Source organism: Pseudomonas mandelii (assembly GCF_002251635.1).
GTDB lineage: Bacteria > Pseudomonadota > Gammaproteobacteria > Pseudomonadales > Pseudomonadaceae > Aquipseudomonas > Aquipseudomonas mandelii_B.
The window spans coordinates 1-18698 of record NZ_NMOJ01000242.1 but is presented as its reverse complement, the minus strand read 5'-3'; the positions used below and the strand labels follow the sequence as shown (position 1 = coordinate 18698).

24 protein-coding genes are annotated in these 18698 nt (G+C 57.5%); 7 read left to right on the top strand and 17 right to left on the bottom strand.

The genetic code is table 11. From position 1 onward, the window contains the following. Nucleotides 1-69 precede the first annotated feature (69 nt). The 4 genes from rplT to thrS form a co-directional block, all read right to left on the bottom strand. The gene (rplT, locus tag B7L09_RS28650; RefSeq protein ID WP_053257052.1) at nucleotides 70-426 is read right to left on the bottom strand and encodes a 50S ribosomal protein L20; all 357 of its coding nucleotides are present in this window, start codon (nucleotides 424-426) and stop codon (nucleotides 70-72) included. Between the two features lie 27 nt (nucleotides 427-453). Next, nucleotides 454-648 (bottom strand): 50S ribosomal protein L35, encoded by a 195-nt coding sequence (gene rpmI / locus B7L09_RS28645; RefSeq protein ID WP_008145659.1) that lies wholly within the window; start codon nucleotides 646-648, stop codon nucleotides 454-456. A 60-nt stretch (nucleotides 649-708) separates the two neighbouring features. Further along, nucleotides 709-1260, bottom strand: coding sequence for a translation initiation factor IF-3 (gene infC, locus B7L09_RS28640; RefSeq protein ID WP_094471655.1), 552 nt, complete (start codon nucleotides 1258-1260; stop codon nucleotides 709-711). Beyond that, entirely contained in the window at nucleotides 1260-3182 is a 1923-nt protein-coding gene (gene thrS, locus B7L09_RS28635; protein WP_094471654.1) for a threonine--tRNA ligase, read from the bottom strand. Before thrS ends, infC begins: the two co-directional genes overlap by 1 nt. A gap of 374 nt (nucleotides 3183-3556) precedes the next feature. Between thrS and B7L09_RS28630 the strand changes: the two genes are divergently transcribed. Further along, nucleotides 3557-3859 carry a hypothetical protein gene (locus B7L09_RS28630; RefSeq protein ID WP_094471653.1) on the top strand — a complete coding sequence of 101 codons (303 nt, stop codon included), beginning with the start codon at nucleotides 3557-3559 and terminating at the stop codon, nucleotides 3857-3859. Between the two features lie 290 nt (nucleotides 3860-4149). Next, on the top strand, nucleotides 4150-4362 hold the full coding sequence (locus B7L09_RS28625; RefSeq protein WP_003234260.1) for a cold-shock protein: 213 nt from the start codon (nucleotides 4150-4152) through the stop codon (nucleotides 4360-4362). Between the two features lie 72 nt (nucleotides 4363-4434). Here the strand turns inward: B7L09_RS28625 and B7L09_RS28620 are convergent, their stop codons facing one another. Next, nucleotides 4435-4755: an I78 family peptidase inhibitor gene (locus B7L09_RS28620; RefSeq protein ID WP_094471652.1), complete on the bottom strand. Its 321-nt coding sequence runs from the start codon at nucleotides 4753-4755 to the stop codon at nucleotides 4435-4437. Nucleotides 4756-4922: 167 nt separating this feature from the next. Next, entirely contained in the window at nucleotides 4923-5228 is a 306-nt protein-coding gene (locus tag B7L09_RS28615) for a hypothetical protein (RefSeq protein WP_094471651.1), read from the bottom strand. Between the two features lie 132 nt (nucleotides 5229-5360). Between B7L09_RS28615 and B7L09_RS28610 the strand changes: the two genes are divergently transcribed. Continuing rightward, entirely contained in the window at nucleotides 5361-5573 is a 213-nt protein-coding gene (locus B7L09_RS28610; protein WP_094471650.1) for a hypothetical protein, read from the top strand. Between the two features lie 32 nt (nucleotides 5574-5605). On the opposite strand, the gene B7L09_RS28605 is transcribed toward B7L09_RS28610, so the two are convergent. From B7L09_RS28605 to B7L09_RS28570, 8 genes are all read right to left on the bottom strand, one after another. Further along, the gene (locus tag B7L09_RS28605) at nucleotides 5606-6634 is read right to left on the bottom strand and encodes a nucleoside hydrolase (protein ID WP_094471649.1); all 1029 of its coding nucleotides are present in this window, start codon (nucleotides 6632-6634) and stop codon (nucleotides 5606-5608) included. Nucleotides 6635-6677: 43 nt separating this feature from the next. After that, nucleotides 6678-7082 (bottom strand): D-ribose pyranase, encoded by a 405-nt coding sequence (rbsD, locus tag B7L09_RS28600; protein WP_094471648.1) that lies wholly within the window; start codon nucleotides 7080-7082, stop codon nucleotides 6678-6680. After that, nucleotides 7079-7996, bottom strand: a complete 918-nt coding sequence (rbsK, locus tag B7L09_RS28595; RefSeq protein WP_094471647.1) for a ribokinase — start codon at nucleotides 7994-7996, stop codon at nucleotides 7079-7081. The genes rbsD and rbsK overlap by 4 nt, the downstream gene beginning before the upstream one ends. A gap of 23 nt (nucleotides 7997-8019) precedes the next feature. Further along, a complete protein-coding gene (locus B7L09_RS28590; RefSeq protein ID WP_094471646.1) occupies nucleotides 8020-9039 on the bottom strand; it encodes a LacI family DNA-binding transcriptional regulator in 1020 nt (339 codons plus the stop codon). A gap of 3 nt (nucleotides 9040-9042) precedes the next feature. Then, entirely contained in the window at nucleotides 9043-10020 is a 978-nt protein-coding gene (locus tag B7L09_RS28585) for an ABC transporter permease (protein WP_094471645.1), read from the bottom strand. Further along, on the bottom strand, nucleotides 10017-11570 hold the full coding sequence (locus B7L09_RS28580) for a sugar ABC transporter ATP-binding protein (protein ID WP_094471644.1): 1554 nt from the start codon (nucleotides 11568-11570) through the stop codon (nucleotides 10017-10019). Before B7L09_RS28580 ends, B7L09_RS28585 begins: the two co-directional genes overlap by 4 nt. 55 nt (nucleotides 11571-11625) lie before the next feature. After that, a complete protein-coding gene (locus tag B7L09_RS28575; protein WP_094471643.1) occupies nucleotides 11626-12582 on the bottom strand; it encodes a sugar ABC transporter substrate-binding protein in 957 nt (318 codons plus the stop codon). Between the two features lie 188 nt (nucleotides 12583-12770). Next, nucleotides 12771-13208 (bottom strand): hypothetical protein, encoded by a 438-nt coding sequence (locus B7L09_RS28570; RefSeq protein WP_094471642.1) that lies wholly within the window; start codon nucleotides 13206-13208, stop codon nucleotides 12771-12773. Nucleotides 13209-13555: 347 nt separating this feature from the next. Between B7L09_RS28570 and B7L09_RS28565 the strand changes: the two genes are divergently transcribed. The 3 genes from B7L09_RS28565 to B7L09_RS28555 all read left to right on the top strand — a co-directional run bounded on the left by B7L09_RS28565 (nucleotide 13556) and on the right by B7L09_RS28555 (nucleotide 15798). Further along, nucleotides 13556-14644, top strand: a complete 1089-nt coding sequence (locus B7L09_RS28565) for an asparaginase (protein WP_094471641.1) — start codon at nucleotides 13556-13558, stop codon at nucleotides 14642-14644. Between the two features lie 169 nt (nucleotides 14645-14813). Further along, a complete protein-coding gene (locus B7L09_RS28560; RefSeq protein WP_438269357.1) occupies nucleotides 14814-15104 on the top strand; it encodes a DUF1654 domain-containing protein in 291 nt (96 codons plus the stop codon). A 4-nt stretch (nucleotides 15105-15108) separates the two neighbouring features. Next, nucleotides 15109-15798: an endonuclease gene (locus B7L09_RS28555; RefSeq protein WP_094471640.1), complete on the top strand. Its 690-nt coding sequence runs from the start codon at nucleotides 15109-15111 to the stop codon at nucleotides 15796-15798. A gap of 58 nt (nucleotides 15799-15856) precedes the next feature. On the opposite strand, the gene B7L09_RS28550 is transcribed toward B7L09_RS28555, so the two are convergent. Further along, entirely contained in the window at nucleotides 15857-16768 is a 912-nt protein-coding gene (locus B7L09_RS28550) for a siderophore-interacting protein (protein WP_094471639.1), read from the bottom strand. 100 nt (nucleotides 16769-16868) lie between these two features. Beyond that, entirely contained in the window at nucleotides 16869-17234 is a 366-nt protein-coding gene (locus tag B7L09_RS28545; RefSeq protein ID WP_094471638.1) for a penicillin-binding protein activator LpoB, read from the bottom strand. A 250-nt stretch (nucleotides 17235-17484) separates the two neighbouring features. On the opposite strand from B7L09_RS28545, the gene csrA reads away from it, so the two are divergent. After that, nucleotides 17485-17679, top strand: coding sequence for a carbon storage regulator CsrA (csrA, locus tag B7L09_RS28540; RefSeq protein WP_007938114.1), 195 nt, complete (start codon nucleotides 17485-17487; stop codon nucleotides 17677-17679). A gap of 186 nt (nucleotides 17680-17865) precedes the next feature. On the opposite strand, the gene B7L09_RS28535 is transcribed toward csrA, so the two are convergent. Next, a complete protein-coding gene (locus B7L09_RS28535; RefSeq protein WP_094471637.1) occupies nucleotides 17866-18321 on the bottom strand; it encodes a DUF2214 family protein in 456 nt (151 codons plus the stop codon). Between the last annotated feature and the right edge of the window lie 377 nt (nucleotides 18322-18698).

Below are 18698 nucleotides of genomic sequence, written 5' to 3'. Positions count from 1 at the left end.
CTCTTCCCCTATTTATGACGTTTACCACCTTGGGCTGCAGGAGCAACCCAGGGTGACTGTCGGGGGTACTTAAGCCAAAGTGGCTTTAGCTTTCTCGACAATCGCAGCAAACACCGCTTTATCGTTCACGGCCAGTTCAGCCAGAACCTTACGGTCGATTTCGATGGACGCTTTTTTCAGGCCAGCGATGAAACGGCTGTAGGACAGACCGTTAACACGTGCACCAGCATTGATACGAGCGATCCACAGAGCGCGGAACTGACGTTTTTTCTGACGACGGTCACGGTAGGCGTATTGGCCTGCCTTGATTACCGCTTGCTTGGCAACACGGAATACGCGTGAACGCGCGCCGTAGTAGCCTTTAGCAAGTTTCAGAATTTTTTTGTGACGCTTACGGGCAATGACGCCACGCTTTACACGAGCCATGAGTTACTTCCTCTATTCTTGACTAAATTAACGAAGGCGCAGCATGCGCTCGACTTTTGCCACGTCACACGGTGCCAGCAAGCTGCTACCGCGCAGTTGACGCTTACGCTTGGTCGACATTTTAGTCAGGATGTGGCTCTTGAAAGCGTGCTTGTGCTTGATACCGTTAGCAGTTTTCAGAAACCGCTTAGCAGCACCACTTTTAGTTTTCATTTTTGGCATGTTCGGATACTCCGCATTCAGTTGATAAACATAATCAGAAGGCCTGCCGTGCCCTGTTGATTACTTCTTCTTTTTCGGGGCGATGACCATAATCAGCTGGCGTCCTTCCATCTTAGGATGCTGCTCGACAGAACCGTACTCCAACAGGTCAGCTTCAACCCGCTTGAGGAGTTCCATCCCCAGCTCCTGGTGGGCCATCTCACGGCCGCGGAATCGCAAGGATACCTTGGCCCTGTCCCCATCACTCAGGAAACGTACCAGGTTGCGCAGTTTTACCTGGTAATCCCCTTCCTCCGTCCCTGGACGAAACTTGATTTCTTTTACTTGAATCTGCTTCTGGTTCTTCTTCGCTGCGGCAACCTGCTTCTTCTTCTCGAAGATCGATTTGCCGTAGTCCATCACCCGACAAACAGGTGGGATTGCGTCGGCGGAAATTTCCACCAGGTCCAATTTGGACTCTTCAGCCNTACGAAGCGCTTCATCAATAGANACNATGCCAATCTGCTCGCCATCAGCGCCAATTAACCGAACCTCGCGTGCCGAGATATTCTCATTGATCGGCGCTTTCGGTGCAGCTCGTTTATCTTGTCTCGGTTCACGCTTAATAATAATTACTCCGAATCTGGGCGACCACGCCGGGAAACCGCTTGCGCGAGGAACTCAGCGAACTGGGCGACGGGCATCGAGCCCAGGTCAGCACCTTCACGAGTACGCACAGCGACAGTCTGCATCTCGACTTCCCGATCTCCGATAACCAAAAGATAGGGAACCTTGAGCAAAGTATGCTCGCGGATTTTAAAGCCGATCTTTTCATTTCTCAAGTCGGACTTGGCACGAAATCCGCTTTCGTTGAGAGTTTTTTCAACTTCAGCGGCAAAATCGGCCTGTTTATCAGTGATATTCATGATCACTGCCTGAGTCGGAGCCAGCCACGCGGGGAACGCACCCTCGTAGTGCTCGATCAGGATCCCGACAAACCGTTCGAACGAGCCGAGGATCGCCCGGTGCAGCATAACCGGGTGTTTACGGCTGTTGTCTTCGGAGACGTATTCAGCCCCCAAACGGATCGGCAGGTTAAAATCGAGCTGCAAAGTACCACATTGCCACACACGACCAAGACAATCTTTCAGCGAGAACTCGATTTTCGGACCGTAGAAGGCGCCCTCACCCGGCTGCAAATCGTACGCAAGGCCCGCATTGTCTAGCGCGGCGGCCAGTGCAGCTTCGGCGCGATCCCACAGCTCGTCAGACCCGACGCGTTTTTCCGGACGAGTGGACAGCTTCATTTCGACTTCGGTGAAGCCGAAATCGCGATAAACGTCCATGGTCAGCTTGATGAACGCCGCGGATTCAGACTGCATCTGCTCTTCGGTGCAGAAGATGTGGGCGTCATCCTGAGTGAAGCCACGCACACGCATGATGCCGTGCAGCGCACCCGACGGCTCATTACGGTGGCAGGCACCGAATTCGGCCAGACGCATCGGCAACTCGCGGTAGCTCTTCAGGCCTTGGTTGAACACCTGCACGTGGCACGGGCAGTTCATCGGCTTGATGGCGTAGTCGCGGTTTTCCGACTGGGTGGTGAACATGTTGTCAGCGTAGTTGGCCCAGTGCCCGGATTTCTCCCACAGGCCGCGATCAACGACCTGCGGAGTCTTGATTTCCAGGTAGCCGTTATCGCGCTGAACCTTGCGCATGTACTGCTCGAGCACCTGATACAGGGTCCAGCCGTTCGGGTGCCAGAACACCATGCCCGGCGCTTCTTCCTGGAGGTGGAACAGGTTCAGGCGCTTGCCGATCTTGCGGTGGTCGCGTTTTTCGGCTTCTTCGATGCGCTGGATGTAGGCTGCCAGCTGCTTCTTGTCAGCCCAGGCAGTGCCATAGATCCGCTGCAACTGCTCGTTCTTCGCATCACCGCGCCAGTAGGCACCGGACAGCTTGGTCAGCTTAAACGACTTGAGGAAGCGCGTGTTCGGCACGTGCGGGCCACGGCACATGTCGACGTATTCTTCGTGGTAATACAGGCCCATGGCCTGTTCGTCCGGCATGTCTTCCACCAGACGCAGCTTGTAGTCTTCACCACGAGCAGTAAATACGTCGATCACTTCGGCGCGCGGCGTGACTTTCTTGATGACGTCGTAATCTTTTTCGATCAGAGCGTGCATGCGCGCCTCGATAGCAGCCAGGTCGTCCGGAGTGAATGGACGCTCGTAGGCGATATCGTAATAGAAGCCTTCGTCAATGACCGGGCCGATTACCATCTTCGCGGTCGGGTACAGCTGCTTGACCGCGTGGCCAATCAGGTGCGCACAAGAGTGGCGAATGATCTCCAGCCCCTCTTCATCCTTTGGCGTAATGATTTGCAGCGTGGAATCGCTGTCGATGATATCGCTGGCGTCGACCAGCTTGCCATTGACCTTGCCGGCCACGGTGGCCTTGGCCAGACCGGCACCAATGGATGCGGCGACCTCGGCTACGGAAACCGAATGATCGAATGAACGTTGACTGCCATCGGGAAGAGTAATAGTTGGCATGGCGCCTCCTCTCCTAGTGGTGACCCCTACCAAAGGTCACGTGGGTTGGGATGAGCCAGTACAAGATCCAACACCAGGCCGTTCAGTGATGAACGCCTGCCTTACAGCGGCAGGAGCCTTGCGGCCAACCGGAAAACCGAACCAGAGTGACTGGGATTCAAATCAGGGTTATTCGCGCCGTTGCCGCCACCGGGACTGAAGGTCATCCGGAGCCTGCAAAAGCCCGAGCGAGGCATGCTAGCACAGATGAACGGTCGTCGATGCAACGAGGCTTTGTGCTGGGGCTAATCATGCAATTTATGCCAGAGTGCTGAACTTGAACACCGCTTTACCCCTCAGATAACAAGACATTGACCCACAAGGAGCATCCCAGCATGCGTCTGAATCGTTTGTTCGCAGTAGTCGCCCCCATTGTTTTGCTGCTGCCACTGGCCGCCCATGCCGACTGGCCAAAGGGCGAGCGCGAAAAATACATGGCTCAGTGCACAGAAGCGGCCACTCCGCAGATCGGTGCTGCAGCAGCGAAGGCTCACTGTGCTTGCGGCGCTGATTCGATCAAGTCTTATCCGGCGGCTGACATCCAGGCATTGATGGACAATAAGGCCAGCCCGGAATTGCAGCAGAAAGCTCTGGGTCAGATAGCCAAATGCAAGGCCAATGTACCGGCGAAAAAGTGACAAAAAAGTCCTTTTGACTCGACTTATCACTGATAAAAAGCGCTGCATTTGAGCCTTTTCGTACAATTTATGCAGGTTTTACAGGTTTTTTTATCGTCTTTACTTTCGGCTGGAAGCCTTGTAAAACGGGGCTTTCAGCTACATCAAGCAGCAAACGGAACGCGACTGCAGGGCAAACAGCACGTCCGGGGGGCTCCCAAAGCGAACATTTCGACTATGATAGCCAAGTGTGCCCAGTTGGCCTGAGCAGCACAGCACTACTGAAAATATATGTTTCTTGGAGATACACCATGTCTAATCGCCAAACCGGCACCGTTAAATGGTTCAACGATGAAAAAGGCTTCGGCTTCATCACTCCTCAAGGTGGCGGTGACGACCTGTTCGTACACTTCAAAGCTATCGAAAGCGACGGTTTCAAAAGCCTGAAAGAAGGCCAAACCGTTTCCTTCGTGGCTGAGAAAGGCCAAAAGGGTATGCAAGCTGCACAGGTTCGCGGCGAGTAATTCTCCGCTGAGCTAAAAAAACCCCGTCCATGTGACGGGGTTTTTTATGGGCGAAGCAAAAGACTGAAGCGNTCAGCCGCAGTTGACCCGCGTAATCACCAGGTTGTCGTCGGTGTTCAGGTTCAAGCGGTCGGAGCGGTATTCCAGCGTCACCATATCGTTAGGCGACAGGAACCGTGCGTTCTGTGCACCTGCGCGGGTACGTGCCTGCTCCAGCAGCGCGGGCGAAGCCGCTTTGCCGATGGCGAATTCGGCTGCCTTTGCCTCACAACGGCTGTGACCTGTGTCAGTCGTCGCTTCAGGGCCTGCTGCCGACTCGGAAGGCGTGCTGCTGCAACCAGCCAACAGAGTGACGGAGAACAAAGTACCCAATGACGCGAGCTTCCAAGGCATGAAGCCTCCTTATTTCCAATAGTTAAGCTGAGATCTTGCGACCGCCAATCCGGCATTTGGTTTCAAGGTGAGTGCCACCACCCTGCCCTCGAACCGCGCGAGCGGCGAGTTTGCCTGAGCCGCGCCCAGTCGTTCATCACTCAATCGTGACTGAATATGAACAGCCCTCAATAGACGTCGATGTAATCGAACGGCGGATTCGGCCAATTCTCTTTCAGCGCATTGAAGATCTGCATGACCCAGACCTCGTCGCTGGCCGCGACCAATCCTACATAACCGGAACCCTTGGCCCACGTCTCCAGACGAAACAGTAGCCCGCTGATATCGGTGCCGCCTACAACACCTGATGAAATGTAGGCCATTCCGCCCTTGGTCACCCGCAGCTGCGTGTGTTCATCATCACTGGCAGAGGCCAGCAGTTGGCGCACCGCCTCAAGGGTCAAGCCGTCGGGTGTGTTCAAATCGATCTGCACAGCGCTGTCCTTGAAAATTCGTCAAAGACCAAGTGTCGCATAGCCCTCTTCTCATGCCTAAGTCGGAGAGCCAAACGCCGCGCAAAATGGTTAACTCGACACTCAGACTTTCCCGACTTCACGAGCGCCATCATGTCCACCATAAGCATCGACGCCAACATCACCGTCAAGTGGCCGCAGGGTCACAGCTCTTACAGCCCGGGCAGCCCGGAAGAGTTCGCAATCATTGGCATCGATCTATTGGTCAAGGAACTGGGAACTGAAGCCGCCAGGAAATTCATCGCGCAGATATTCGAAAAATACCCCGCCGACTATATGGGCCTGACAGAGAACGAGCGGGCTTAAAACCCGCAGGCTGGCACCTGCGGGTGCATGGTTTACTTCAGACGAGCCAGACGCTGGGTCAGCAGATCGAAGAAGCCTTGGGCGTCGCCGTTCTCAACCCAGAACGCGTTCTTCGGCTGCTTCAAGCCGTCATACCAATCGACGATGGTCTGGCCGAAGGTCGGGCCTTCGCGACTGTCTACCACCACGTTAACCTCACGCCCACTGAACAGTGCAGGCTTGAGCAGATAGGCAATGACGGTAGCGTCGTGCACCGGNCCGCCCGGGATGCCGTAGTGCTCCATGTCGCCTTTGACGTATTCATTGAGAATGTCGCCAACCACTTTGCTCGCGTTGTTGTTAATCGCCGCGATTTTCTTCAGTCGCGCTTCGCTGGTCAGCACCTTGTGGGTCACGTCCAGTGGCAGGTAGGTCAGCTTGACGCCACTTTTGAGCACGATTTCAGCGGCGATAGGGTCGGCGAACAAATTGAATTCGGCCACCGGTGTGATATTGCCGCCATTGAAGTGCGCACCGCCCATCACCACCACTTCCTTGATGCCTTGGGTGATTTCCGGGGCCTGGGTCAACGCCAGCGCCAGGTTGGTTTGTGGGCCGAGCATGGCGATGGTGATGCTGTGCGGCTTGGCAGTGCTGAGCGTTTTGATCAGGTAGTCGACAGCATTGCCTTCAGCCAGGCCGTTTTTTGGCTCGTGTACGGTGACGCCCGACAGACCCTCCTTGCCATGGATGTTCTCGGCATAAATCGGCGTGCGCATCAACGGTTTCGGTGCGCCCGCGTAGACCGGCACCTCCTCGCGCCCTGCCCACTCACGGGCCAGTCGCGCATTGCGCGAAGTCTTGTCCAGACGCACGTTGCCAGCGACGGTCGTCAGCGCTCGGATATTCAGTTCTTCCGGCGACGCCAACGCAAACAGCAAGGCGACGACATCGTCGGCACCCGGATCGGTGTCGATGATCAAGTCGATCTTTTCCGCCGCCTGGGCGCTCGTTGCAGTAATCAGGGACAAAAGCAGCAGACTCCGAAGCAGGTGGTGCAGTTTCTGAGCATAGCGGTGCATATCGCACTCCTTGTGCGTGGGGAACAAATTTGAGTACAGCGCGTTAGAACGTCACCCCCGAGACCAGCACGATGTTGCAGTACGGCGCGCATTCGCCTGTACGAACAATCGCTCGCGCCTGACGGCTGAGGACTTTGAATTGGTCATGGCTGAGCAGCTCACGCTGGCCCAGCGCGCCTTTGGCGTTCAGCTCATCCAGCGAGCTCAAGGCGGGTGGTTGCTTGTCCAGAATTTCCTGGGCCAGCACATGGCGCTCAACCTGCATTTCGCTGAGCACGACGTTCAAGGTGCTGACGAAATCCGGAATACCCTGGGTCAGGGCCAGGTCGATCAGTTCGACGCCCGGCGGTACGGGCAGGCCGGCATCGCCGATCACGACCATGTCGCCGTGCCCCAGGGAAGCGATCAGCCGAGACAGCGCGACGTTGAGCAAAGGTGTCTTTTTCATGGTGCTTTGAACGCCTGTACATCGGACAAGGTGGGAATAGAGGGTTGCGCGCCGGCACGGGTAACTGAAAGCGCCGCAGCGACCTGGCCGAAACGGATCGCTTCAGCTTCGGTTTTGCCGGACGCCAGCGCGGCAGCAAAACCGCCGACGAAGGTATCGCCGGCCGCCGTGGTATCGACAGCCTTCACCTTCGGTGCCGGGAAATGTTCGAAGCCTGTGCCGTTGGCGAACATTGACCCTTGAGCACCCAGGGTGATGATGACCTTACCGGCGCCCAGCGCGATCAACCGGGTTGCGGCGGTTTCGGCGGACGAAAGGGAGTCAACCGACAAACCGCTCAGAGCCGAGGCCTCACTTTCATTGGGAATCAGGTAATCGATGGACGCATACCAATCCGCTGGCAGCGGACGACTGGCCGGCGCCGGGTTGAGGATCACGATTTTGCCCAGCTCACGGCCGCGCTTGAGGGCATGACCCACCGTGGCATCCGGCACCTCCAGCTGACAAATAATCACGTCCGCCGCCTGCAACACGGCATCGAACCGGTCGATCACCTGTGGCGTCAGCGCACCATTGGCACCGGCGACGATCACAATCGCGTTCTGGCTGCTGTCATCCACCACAATCAATGCCACGCCGCTTGAGCCGTCGACCGAGCTGACGGCCTGGCAGTCGATCTGCTCGGCCAACAGCGCCCCGCGCAGTTCTTCACCGTAAGCATCGCTGCCGACGCAACCGACCATCGACACCTGGGCCCCCAGCCGCGCCGCCGCGACCGCCTGGTTCGCGCCCTTGCCGCCGGAAACCGTGGCAAACGACTGCCCGATCAGNGTTTCACCGGCGCGCGGCAAGCGACTGGCGCGGGTGACCAAATCCATGTTCAAGCTGCCTATTACCACTACTTTTGCTGGCATACATCAGTACTCATCAATTCGGTTCAGCGGTATTNGTCGAACACACCGGCAAGCGGCGCAGTCGATTCTCGCAGGACAATACTGGGGGTCACGATCCGTTGATCGGTGGCCATGTCGGGTGTTGCGATTCGTCGTAACAGAACCTCGGCTGCCATCTCACCGAGCTGCAGGATCGACTGGCCCACAGTGGTCAGCGCCGGGTAGACATAACGGCTCATCTGGATATCGTCGAAGCCGATCACTGACAGCTCGGTCGGTACACGCACATTGCGCTCGGCAGCCGCTCGCAACACGCCGATGCCGATCATGTCGTTGCCGGCGAAGATCGCGCTGGGCGGGTTCTTTTCCAGCAGAATCGCGGCGGCGTTGTAACCGCCCGTGCTGGTGAAGTCACTTTCCAGCATGCGTTCGGGATGCACTTCCACCCCCGCCTCCTGCAAGGCTCGGCAATAACCGGCCAGACGCATCTGCGCCACGCTGGTACCTGCCGGGCCACCGATGGTGGCGATGTCCCGGTGACCCAGTTCNAGCAAGTGCCGGGTCGCCAGGTAAGCGCCCTCCTCGTGGTCGATACGCACCAGGTCCGCGTTCACACCTTCCAGCCCGCGGTCTACGATGACCATCGGCGTGCGCACGCCGGCGAGACCTTCTGCCAGCCCCGCGTCGCCACCGGCCGAGGCCACGATCAGCCCGTCGATGCGTTTCTCCAGCAGCACGCGCAAGTAGCTGCGCTGCTTCTCAGCGTTATCGTCGGAGTTGCAGAGGATCACGCAATAACCATTACGCTCACAGTAATCCTCGATGCCCCGGGCCAGCTCGGCGAAGTACGGGTTGAGGCTGTTGGGCACCAGCAAACCGATGGTCGCCGTGGTCTTGGCTTTCAAAGAACGGGCCACAGCGCTCGGCACGTAGTCCAGGGTCTTGATCGCCGCTTCAACCTTGATCCGCACAGGCTCGCTGACCGGCCGCGTCTTGTTCACCACATGGGACACGGTGGTGTAGGAAATACCTGCGAGCGCCGCCACATCCTTGATCGTTGCCATGGTTCAGCCCCGCCGACTGGCGCGCTGGCTGCGATAGGTGTCGAGGACCACGGCAATCACGATCACGGCACCGGTGATGATGCGTTTGGTGGGCTCTGTAGCACCGATCTGCGCAAGGCCGGCCGCCAGCACCGAAATAATCAACACACCGAAGAACGTACTGATGACCGAGCCGCGCCCACCCATCAGGCTGGTACCGCCGATCACCACCGCCGCGATCACCTGCAACTCAAGGCCGGAGCCGGCATTCGGGTCCGCCGCTTCCAGGCGCGAAATCTGGAACAGTGCCGCCACGCCGGCCAACAGCCCCATCAGGCTGAACACCAGGATCTTGTAGGGCTTGGGATTGATCCCTGCCAGACGCACCGCTTCTTCGTTGGTGCCGATGCCGATCAGGTAGCGACCGAACACGGTACGGGTCAGCACGGCTTGGGCGATGATGATGATCAGCAAGGCAATGATGAACGACGGCGAGATGCCAAAGGCAATCGGATTGGACAGCCAGGCAAACGAATCACCGATATAGGCGGTGCGCGAACCGGTCATCTGGTAAGCCACGCCACGGGCCATTTCCAGCACGCCGAGGGATACGATAAATGACGGAATGCGCCACGCCACGGTGATCGATCCAGTGATGGTCCCGGCCAATGCCGCAATCGCCATCCCGAGCAGCGCTGCAGGCAAGACGCTCCAGCCCCAGCCGAGAATCGCCACGCTGACGGCCGACGCCGCGAGCGCCAGCACCGAGCCCACCGACAGGTCGATACCGCCGATGATCAGGATGAACGTCATGCCGACCGCCAGCACCATCAGGTCCGGAATCTGGTTGGCCAGGGTGCTGAAGGTGTCATAGGACAGGAAGTGGCTGCTCAATACCGAGAACAGCGCAACCATCGCCAGCAAGGCACCGGCCAGGCCCAGATAGGTGCCCAGGCCGTAGAAATTGCCACTACGTTTGCCGGCAGAAGATGCAGTTTTCATGGAAGTTCCCTAGGCGCTGCTTCGTTGAGCAACGCATCACGTTTTTGGTAGCCGGCAAAGGCGGCGGCGAGCAACTCGTCCTGGGTCCAGCTGTCGCGCTCGAAGGTCTCGATCAGGCGCCCGGCGGACAGCACACCGATGCGGTCGCAGATCAGCATCAGCTCCCGCAGGTCGCTGGACACCACTACCAGCGCTTTGCCCTGGCGCGTCAATTCGCCGAGCAACGCATAAATGTCGAACTTGGCGCCGACGTCGATACCGCGGGTTGGCTCGTCAAAGAGCATCACCGCGCAATCGCGCTCCAGCCAACGGCCGATCACGACCTTCTGCTGGTTGCCGCCCGACAGCTCGGACACCAACTGTGCGGGGCTTGAGCTGCGGATGCGCATGGCGTCAATCTGACGTTGGGCCAGGGACATTTCGTCAGCGTTATTGACGATGCCGCCACTGGAGATCACCGGCATGTTGCCCAGAGCGATATTGGCGCTGATGGATTGGGTCAGCAGCAGGCCTTCACCCTTGCGGTCTTCGGTAATCAGAGCAATGCCATGAGCCACCGCGTCCACCGGCGAACGGATACTCACCACCTGCGCTGGCGACCCCAGGGCCACCGTGCCACTGTCCGCCGTGTCGGCACCGAAGATCAGACGCAGCAACTCGGTGCGCCCTGCCCCGATCAATCCGGAGATGCCATAGATCTCCCCGGCACGCACTTCAAAGGACACATCGCGGACCTTGTCCGAGCGGCTCAGCCCTTTGACCGTCAAGGCGGGAGCGCCAATGTTGCGCGGCCCCAGGTCGATGTGTTCGCCGAGTTCACGGCCGACCATCAAGGTGACCAGTTGCTCACTGTTGTAATTGGCCATCGGCTCGACGCAGACCAGCTTGCCGTCGCGTAAAACCGCAATACGCTGCGCGACACGNGCCAGTTCTTCGAGCCGGTGGGAGATATAGATGATCGACACCCCACGCGCTTGCAGGCGGGTGATTTGCTCGAACAGCATCTCGACTTCACGGGCGGTGAGCATGGCCGTGGGTTCGTCAAGGATCAGTACATGGCAGTCGCCGATCAGGTTGCGGGCGATTTCGACCATTTGTTGATGGCCGATGCCGAGTTCGCCGACCAGGGTGTCCGGGTCGATCGCATCGAGCCCGACCTGGGCCATGGCCTCGATCGCGGCTTTGCGCAGTTGTTTGCGGCTAATCCAGCCGCCATTGCTGGGCAGATTGTCGAGAAACAGGTTTTCCGCCACCGACAGGGTCGGCAACAGATTGAGTTCTTGCATGACCATGCGGATGCCCAGGTCTTCGGCCTGGGTGCGGCTGCCTGGGCGGTATTCCTGCCCCTGGAATTGCATGTGNCCGGTGGTCGGCGTGACCAGCCCGCCAATGATTTTCGACAGTGTGCTTTTGCCGGCGCCGTTCTCGCCGGTCAGCGCCAGCACCTCACCGCGCATCAGCGTCAGGTCAATGCCGGTCAGGACGGGTTGGGCGTAGGTCTTGCCGATGCCGCTGACCGAGAGGACAGCGTTCGGGGCGGAAACTGACATAAAACTCTCCATGCGCTCGCCCGGTCGGGCGAGCACCATTGTGTCGCCAGAAGGGTTACTTGGTGACCAGTTCTACCGGCGTTTCGATCACGCCGTTGGCGCCGCTGTCGACCTTCTCGCCCTTGATGATTTTCAGCGCAGTCTCGATACCGAACACGGCTTGCCTGGCGGCAAACTGGTCAGCGGTCGCCAGGACCCGGCCGTCTTTCAACATTGGCTTGATGGCGTTGATGTTGTCGTAACCGACCACCAGCACTTTGCCGGCCTTGCCTGCCGCACGTACCGCGGAGACTGCGCCCAGTGCCATGTTGTCGTTACCGGCCAGCAGCGCCTTGAGGTCCGGGTATTCGCTGAGGATCGAGGCGGCAACCTTGTTGCCCTTGTCGATCTCCCAGTCACCGGACTGCAACGAAACAACCTTGATCTGCGCCGCTTCCATCGCGTCTTTGAAGCCTGCGGTGCGGGCCTGGGCGTTGGTGGTGGTGGACACACCTTCGATGATGCCGACTTCGTCACCGGCCTTCAGCTGCTTGGCCAGATACTCGCCGACCAGACGTGCGCCTTTGCGGTTATCCGGGCCTACGAACGGGACGGTGATGTTCTTGCTTTTGACCACAGCCGGATCGAGCTGGTTATCGATGTTGATCACGGTGATACCGGCATCGATGGCTTTCTTGATCACGGGAACCATGGCCTTGGAGTCAGCCGGCGCGATGACCAGCGCATTGACCTTGGCCAGAATCATTTGCTCGACGATGCGTGTCTGGCCCGCAGTATCGGTTTCGTCCTTGATGCCGTTGGAGATCAGTTCGAAATCGCCGGAATGGTCTTTCTGATACGCCTTGGCACCGTCTTCCATGGTCAGGAAGAACTCGTTGGCCAAGGACTTCATGACCAGCGCGACTTTGGGTTTTTCAGGGGTTTCGGCGAATGCCGAACAGAGAGGTAGAGCAGCGGATGCGGCAGCAAGCACAGCGACAGCAAGAAGACGTCCAGCAAATGGCAGCTTCATGGGTTCACTCCGATCTTATGATTATTGTGAGCAACGCTTGCGCTGGCGTAAGCTTCATGGCGTCCGTCGAGGGACCGAGCCATCAAGAATAGCGCGCAAACGTTTGCGTAGACCGAACTATGCGAACCCTGCTGTGATTTGTCAACGACCTGTTTTGTGTCTCGGCTGGCAAAAACCAACCCACCCCATCACGCAGTCGTGCTGACCAGACCACCCGTACTGGAGCCCTTGGCCAGTTCTTTCACCAGATTCCCGGAGACTTGCGCCAGCGCGCCACTAGTGGCGGCGATCTGCCCCTGGATCGACATGACGGCTGTGGCTTTGGCCTCCTCGGTTGGATAGGACGCTGCCTGAGCGGCCGCCAGTTGCTGCTGTTGTTCGCGCAGCTGCTGTTGCAGTTCCTGCATACGCTTGAGCAACACCTGAACCACAATACTCTGGCTGCTTTTGCTCTCGGATTTGCTTTCGTCCTGAGCAGCCCCTCCGGTTCTGACCTGGTTTTCTTCTTTTCCAGTCAGCGGTGTCGACGCCTCTTCCGTCGCTTCGCTCAAGGCATTGATCGTCGACGGTGTCTTGCCACCAATGGTGATTGCGCCCGCATTTGGAAAACCGACAGAAAAAGACATGTGCACTCCCGAAAAAAAAATCCCTTGAAGAGGCATCGACCTGTGCGCGGGTTTCTTTAGCACTGATTTTCTATCTGGCAAGGCGATGAGTTCACCAGAGGTCGTAGTCCTTTTCGGAGAGCCGAACGCGAAACCTCAACTTATTCGGAAACCCGGACACGAGACTGTTTAACGCGGGTAACCCATTGGGTAAATATTGATATAAATCATCCAGTTAAAAGTTTTTCTCATTCAACGTAGGGCTGGTACAGATCCTGCTCTTCACCTAGACCCCAAGCGTTCAGATCTGCCTGGGGCGTATCTAGATGAACTTGCATCAGCACCGTCTCACTACTAGAGAGAAAATAATGAAATCTGCCTTCAACACCTTTATTCCGGGCGCTTTGGCCCTCCTGCTGCTCCTGCCTACCGCTCTTCAGGCAAAAGAAGTCGAAACCCAACAGAAACTGGCCAACGTGGTGATCCTCGCCACCGGCGGCACCATTGCCGGCGCCGGTGCGAGCGCTGCTAACAGCGCGACCTACCAGGCGGCCAAAGTCGGTATCGAGCAATTGATCGCCGGNGTTCCAGAGCTCAGCCAGTTGGCCAACGTTCGCGGCGAACAGGTCATGCAGATCGCCTCGGAAAGCATCACCAACGACAACCTGCTGCAACTGGGTCGTCGCGTCGCCGAACTGGCCGACAGTAAAGACGTCGATGGCATCGTGATCACCCACGGTACCGACACCCTCGAAGAAACCGCTTACTTCCTGAACCTGGTGGAAAAGACCGACAAGCCAATCGTAGTCGTCGGCTCAATGCGTCCAGGTACCGCCATGTCGGCTGACGGCATGCTCAACCTGTACAACGCCGTGGCTGTCGCCGGCAGCAAAGACGCTCGCGGCAAGGGCGTACTGGTCACCATGAACGACGAAATCCAGTCGGGTCGCGATGTCAGCAAAATGATCAACATCAAGACCGAAGCGTTCAAAAGCCCGTGGGGCCCGTTGGGCATGGTGGTTGAAGGCAAATCCTACTGGTTCCGCCTGCCAGCCAAGCGTCACACCATGGATTCGGAATTCGACATCAGAACCATCAAGAGCCTGCCTGACGTCGAAATCGCTTATTCCTACGGCAACGTCAGCGACACCGCTTACAAGGCACTGGCTCAATCCGGCGCCAAAGCGATCATCCATGCGGGCACTGGCAACGGTTCGGTCTCTTCGCGTGTAGTCCCTGCCCTGCAGGAACTGCGCAAGCAAGGCGTGCAAATCATTCGTTCTTCCCACGTGAATGCCGGCGGGTTCGTTCTGCGTAACGCCGAACAGCCTGACGACAAGTACGACTGGGTTGCCGCACATGACCTCAACCCACAGAAAGCCCGAATTCTGGCAATGGTTGCCCTGACCAAGACCAACGACAGCAAAGAGCTGCAACGGATGTTCTGGGAATACTGATTCGCCCTCGCCCGACCGATTCCGGTCGGGCACTGCATTCTCCACTCGCCAGCCTGGGCGAGTGGTTCATACCCTGTCCGATACTCCGATAAAAATTTTCCCTTCTTCCTACACCAAACGGAAAAAACTGCTGTCAGAGGATTTTCTTGAATTTTAAGCAGTTGCGAAAATGCCTACAGTTAAATACTGTATGCACGTACAGCTTAATAAGGATAATTCCGTGGCCTCCACCTCTGCTTCTCCTGATGCCTATCAACGCATGGGCATACGTGTTCAGAAAATCATCAATTCCCCCACCGCTCAGAAAGCCAAAGCCGCACTGATCTTCCGTTTACCGGACGAACCTGTGGATGAGTGGGAGCAATTGCTCGAAGAAATCGCGGAGAACGACAACGTCACCCTCGCCTATCGGGATGATGGCGGCGTGCAGATTTTCTGGGTTGTGCCGAAGGAAGATTGAGTCAATGAGTGTCCGCTGGTTTGCTCTGCTGTTTCTGTTCATCACCCTAGGCGCCCAGGCTGGCGCCCCCCGCACCTTCAACGAAGCCAAGAAAGTTGCCTGGAAGCTGTACGCGCCGCAATCCACCGAGTTCTATTGCGGCTGCAAATACACCGGCAACAAGGTCAACCTCGCAGCCTGTGGGTATGTACCCCGCAAGAATGCCAAGCGCGCTGCCCGCATTGAGTGGGAGCACATCGTTCCCGCCTGGCAGATCGGCCATCAGCGTCAGTGCTGGCAAGAAGGCGGGCGCAAGAACTGCACGCGCTACGATCCGGTCTATCAAAAGGCCGAGGCTGATTTGCACAACCTGGTGCCGAGCATCGGCGAGGTCAATGGCGACCGTAACAACTTCAGTTTTGGATGGCTGCCGGCGCAACGCGGGCAATACGGTTCATGCCTGACCCAAGTGGATTTCAAGGCCAAGAAGGTCATGCCCCGCCCGTCCATTCGCGGGATGATCGCCCGAACGTATTTCTATATGAGCAAACAATACGGCTTGCGCCTGTCAAAACAGGACCGCCAGCTGTATGAAGCGTGGAACAAGACCTATCCGGTTGAAGCCTGGGAACGTCAGCGCAACCAGAGCGTGGCGTGCGTGATGGGTCGCGGCAACGAGTTTGTCGGGCCTGTGGACATGAAAGCCTGCGGCTGATCGACCGCAGAAAACCAAAAAGGCTTCGGGTATTTATGCCCGAGGCCTTTTTACGTTTCTATCCGCCGCTTTTGTTGCAGCGCCAGTAACCCATCAGATTGAGTGACTCGCGCGCGATGCCGCGCTCCTTGATCAAGTACTTGCGCAGGCTCATCACGGCCACCGTTTCCCCGGCGATCCAGCCGTAGAAACCGTTACCGGTCGAGTCGGAGGTTTCCCAGAGAGTCTCTTTGTCGACGTCAACCTCGGCCAGCTCCACTGTTTCGTGAGCCTGTGAAGAAGTCACCGGCAGCTCCGCCCGACGGACCGCTTCGACTATCAGCGCACCTGCCGCCTTACCGCTGGAATGATCCCGGACCAGCCACCGCACTGACAGCCCTGGCCATTCAGGAACCGGCAATGCCTCTTCTGCACTGTCCACCTCGAAAAATGCCTGAGTCGTTGGCGGCTCGGCCAAGGCAGCCATCTCGTCCAGAATGCCGAGCGCGGCGGGCAATGCCGTGGCATCGGCCACCAGCAACAGATGCTTGAGCGTGTGAGGCGGCTTCCATTCGAAACCTCCCGCGTCTTGCGCTGAAAACTGACGATCAGGTGCCACAATCTGGATTGGCTCGCCCGCTACCGACCGGATTGCCCAACGGGAGGCCGGACCGGTTTCACCGTGCAATACGAAGTCGATGTCCACTTCGCCTTGCTCGGCCCGCAGATGCCGGATGGTGTAAGTGCGCATTGCCGGACGCTGGTTGGCCGGCATTGAACGGTAGCGCGCATACCAATACTGGTCATGGGCCAGGCTGGCAGGCGACCCGTCTTCGGCTGGAAAGAACAGTTTGACGCGCTGATCCGGCGCCCAGGTGGCCATTTCGGTGACCATCGGACCGGCCAGGGTCACGCGCATTAAATGCGGGCTGAGGGTCTTTTTGTGCGCCAGGACTGCGTCGAATATTTTGTAAGGGGTGGCGGAGGCCATGGAGAGCTCCTTCTGGGAATCGACAGTGACACGCTTAGAGACGAGTCAATGTGGATCCCCTTTAAGGGGCTTCGACAGAAGGCTTGCGCGAAAACGGCTGTTACTGGGCTGCGGGACGCTCAAGCACCAGCACTTCGATGTTCTGTTTCTTGGCCCGGGTAAGCGCCGCAGCCACCTCGGCCTGCTTGGCTTCGGCCTCGGCTTTCGAATTGAATGGTCCGAGCAGAATCCGGGTCTTGCCGTTTTCCTTGACGATGCTGGACACAAAGCTGTGTTCGATCAGCCAGCCGCTCAAGTCGCTGACAGCCTGGGGCGTTTCGCCTCGCACTTCAACATCCCATTGCGGCCCGGTGACTGCCGCAGGTGCGGAAACGACTGCCGGTTTCGGCTTTTGAGCATCAACGCCCTTACCTTGATCGCATCCAACCAGTGCCAGTACTGCGATTACCAAGACCATTTTGCGCACAACGTGTCCCTCTGAATGCTGAAAGCGGCGATTTTAGCATTCATGAATACTTCCCGAGTGCCGCAAAATGGGCGCAAAACAACGAGAATGATGGTTGCGGCCTCTGTATAGTTACGCCTTGGGAATTAATGCAGCATCTGCGCGTCAGAAAGAGGCACCCAAACCGTGAGACTTCGCACTAATCTATACATACCACCGACCTCTGCACTGTTCGAATCAGGTGCCCTACAAAGCAATCAAGGAGAAGTCCATGCTGATACTCACCCGCAAAGTNGGTGAAAGCATAAATATCGGTGACGACATTACGATCACCATTCTGGGCGTAAGCGGCCAGCAAGTTCGCATCGGCATCAACGCGCCGAAAGACGTCGCAGTGCATCGCGAAGAAATCTACCAACGCATTCAGGCTGGCCTGACCGCTCCAGACAAGCCGCAAACTCCCTGAATCCTGTTGCAGTCAGTAGCCAGCCCGTTCAGTCCCGGACAACGGCTGGCTAAAGATTCAAGCGTCGTATCGCCATCCGTTCGCCCCTTCCTGCCTAAAACGTGAAGCCGATATTAACGGCACGCCCCCTGCCCTGACTGTCAGACGTTTCGGATTATCCCCGAGGAAGAACGTGATCAGACTCGGCTAACCAAACGTCACGCCGCGCGCCATGCCCGTGGCCGCCACGACCATCAACAACACCAGCAGCCCCTCGACATGACTGATCCGTGCAAACAGCTTCGCGCGCCCGGTATCGATCGCCGCGCCACGGCTCAGCGCGATCCGCCATTTGATCAGCGTGATCATTGGCGCGACCTCAAGCAGCAGGATCAAAACGAAGAGCGTCATTTTGAGATGGAACAAAGGTTGGTGAAGGTAGTAATCCGTACCTTTTTCATACCCACCGAAGGCCCGCATCCCACCGGAGACCAGGAGGATGACGGCAGAGATCCCCCACAGATTATCGGCCATCAACACACGGCGAGCCTCTCCCGCCCCGGCCGCCAGACGGCTGAATGCGGTTCCCCGCGTCAGTACAGCCCAGAACCCCAAGGCGAAAGCCAGCAGGTGAATTGCCGCAAGCGACCAGTGAACCAGCATCTAAAGACTCCCATCAGACTGAGTTTGAGTTTGGCCAGTCAGTAGTAGTCCAAAAAACCGGGATTCGCCCGGGTTTGCACAGGAGGCGTTCCGCGCTTCTCCATAGAAGCGGCACGGCATACAGGCGAATTATTCAGAGCGAAGGCAGCGGCTGATGTGTCTTTGTGATGTTCGAGCGAACCAGGACAAATCTCAGGCAAAAAAAAATCCCAAGCAGCTGATGGACGCTTGGGACTTAAAAATGCATAAACCGTGGTGGTGAACGCGGGGCGATAATAGCTCAACGGCTCATCTGTAACAATATATTTTAGATCACTATCTGGTTAATAATAATCGTAACTCATTAAATACCCACACTATTTTTATGGTTCCTAGAC

Excerpts from the sequence above, each read along its gene's own strand:
- B7L09_RS28625 (WP_003234260.1), top strand. The coding sequence starts at position 4,150 with ATGTCTAATCGCCAAACCGGCACCGTTAAATGGTTCAACGATGAAAAA.
- B7L09_RS28575 (WP_094471643.1), bottom strand. The coding sequence starts at position 12,582 with ATGAAGCTGCCATTTGCTGGACGTCTTCTTGCTGTCGCTGTGCTTGCT.
- B7L09_RS28550 (WP_094471639.1), bottom strand. The coding sequence starts at position 16,768 with ATGGCCTCCGCCACCCCTTACAAAATATTCGACGCAGTCCTGGCGCAC.
- B7L09_RS28560 (WP_438269357.1), top strand. The coding sequence starts at position 14,814 with ATGCCTACAGTTAAATACTGTATGCACGTACAGCTTAATAAGGATAAT.
- B7L09_RS28585 (WP_094471645.1), bottom strand. The coding sequence starts at position 10,020 with ATGAAAACTGCATCTTCTGCCGGCAAACGTAGTGGCAATTTCTACGGC.
- B7L09_RS28555 (WP_094471640.1), top strand. The coding sequence starts at position 15,109 with ATGAGTGTCCGCTGGTTTGCTCTGCTGTTTCTGTTCATCACCCTAGGC.
- B7L09_RS28620 (WP_094471652.1), bottom strand. The coding sequence starts at position 4,755 with ATGCCTTGGAAGCTCGCGTCATTGGGTACTTTGTTCTCCGTCACTCTG.
- thrS (WP_094471654.1), bottom strand. The coding sequence starts at position 3,182 with ATGCCAACTATTACTCTTCCCGATGGCAGTCAACGTTCATTCGATCAT.
- B7L09_RS28570 (WP_094471642.1), bottom strand. The coding sequence starts at position 13,208 with ATGTCTTTTTCTGTCGGTTTTCCAAATGCGGGCGCAATCACCATTGGT.
- rplT (WP_053257052.1), bottom strand. The coding sequence starts at position 426 with ATGGCTCGTGTAAAGCGTGGCGTCATTGCCCGTAAGCGTCACAAAAAA.
- B7L09_RS28630 (WP_094471653.1), top strand. The coding sequence starts at position 3,557 with ATGCGTCTGAATCGTTTGTTCGCAGTAGTCGCCCCCATTGTTTTGCTG.
- B7L09_RS28535 (WP_094471637.1), bottom strand. The coding sequence starts at position 18,321 with ATGCTGGTTCACTGGTCGCTTGCGGCAATTCACCTGCTGGCTTTCGCC.
- B7L09_RS28610 (WP_094471650.1), top strand. The coding sequence starts at position 5,361 with ATGTCCACCATAAGCATCGACGCCAACATCACCGTCAAGTGGCCGCAG.
- rpmI (WP_008145659.1), bottom strand. The coding sequence starts at position 648 with ATGCCAAAAATGAAAACTAAAAGTGGTGCTGCTAAGCGGTTTCTGAAA.
- rbsD (WP_094471648.1), bottom strand. The coding sequence starts at position 7,082 with ATGAAAAAGACACCTTTGCTCAACGTCGCGCTGTCTCGGCTGATCGCT.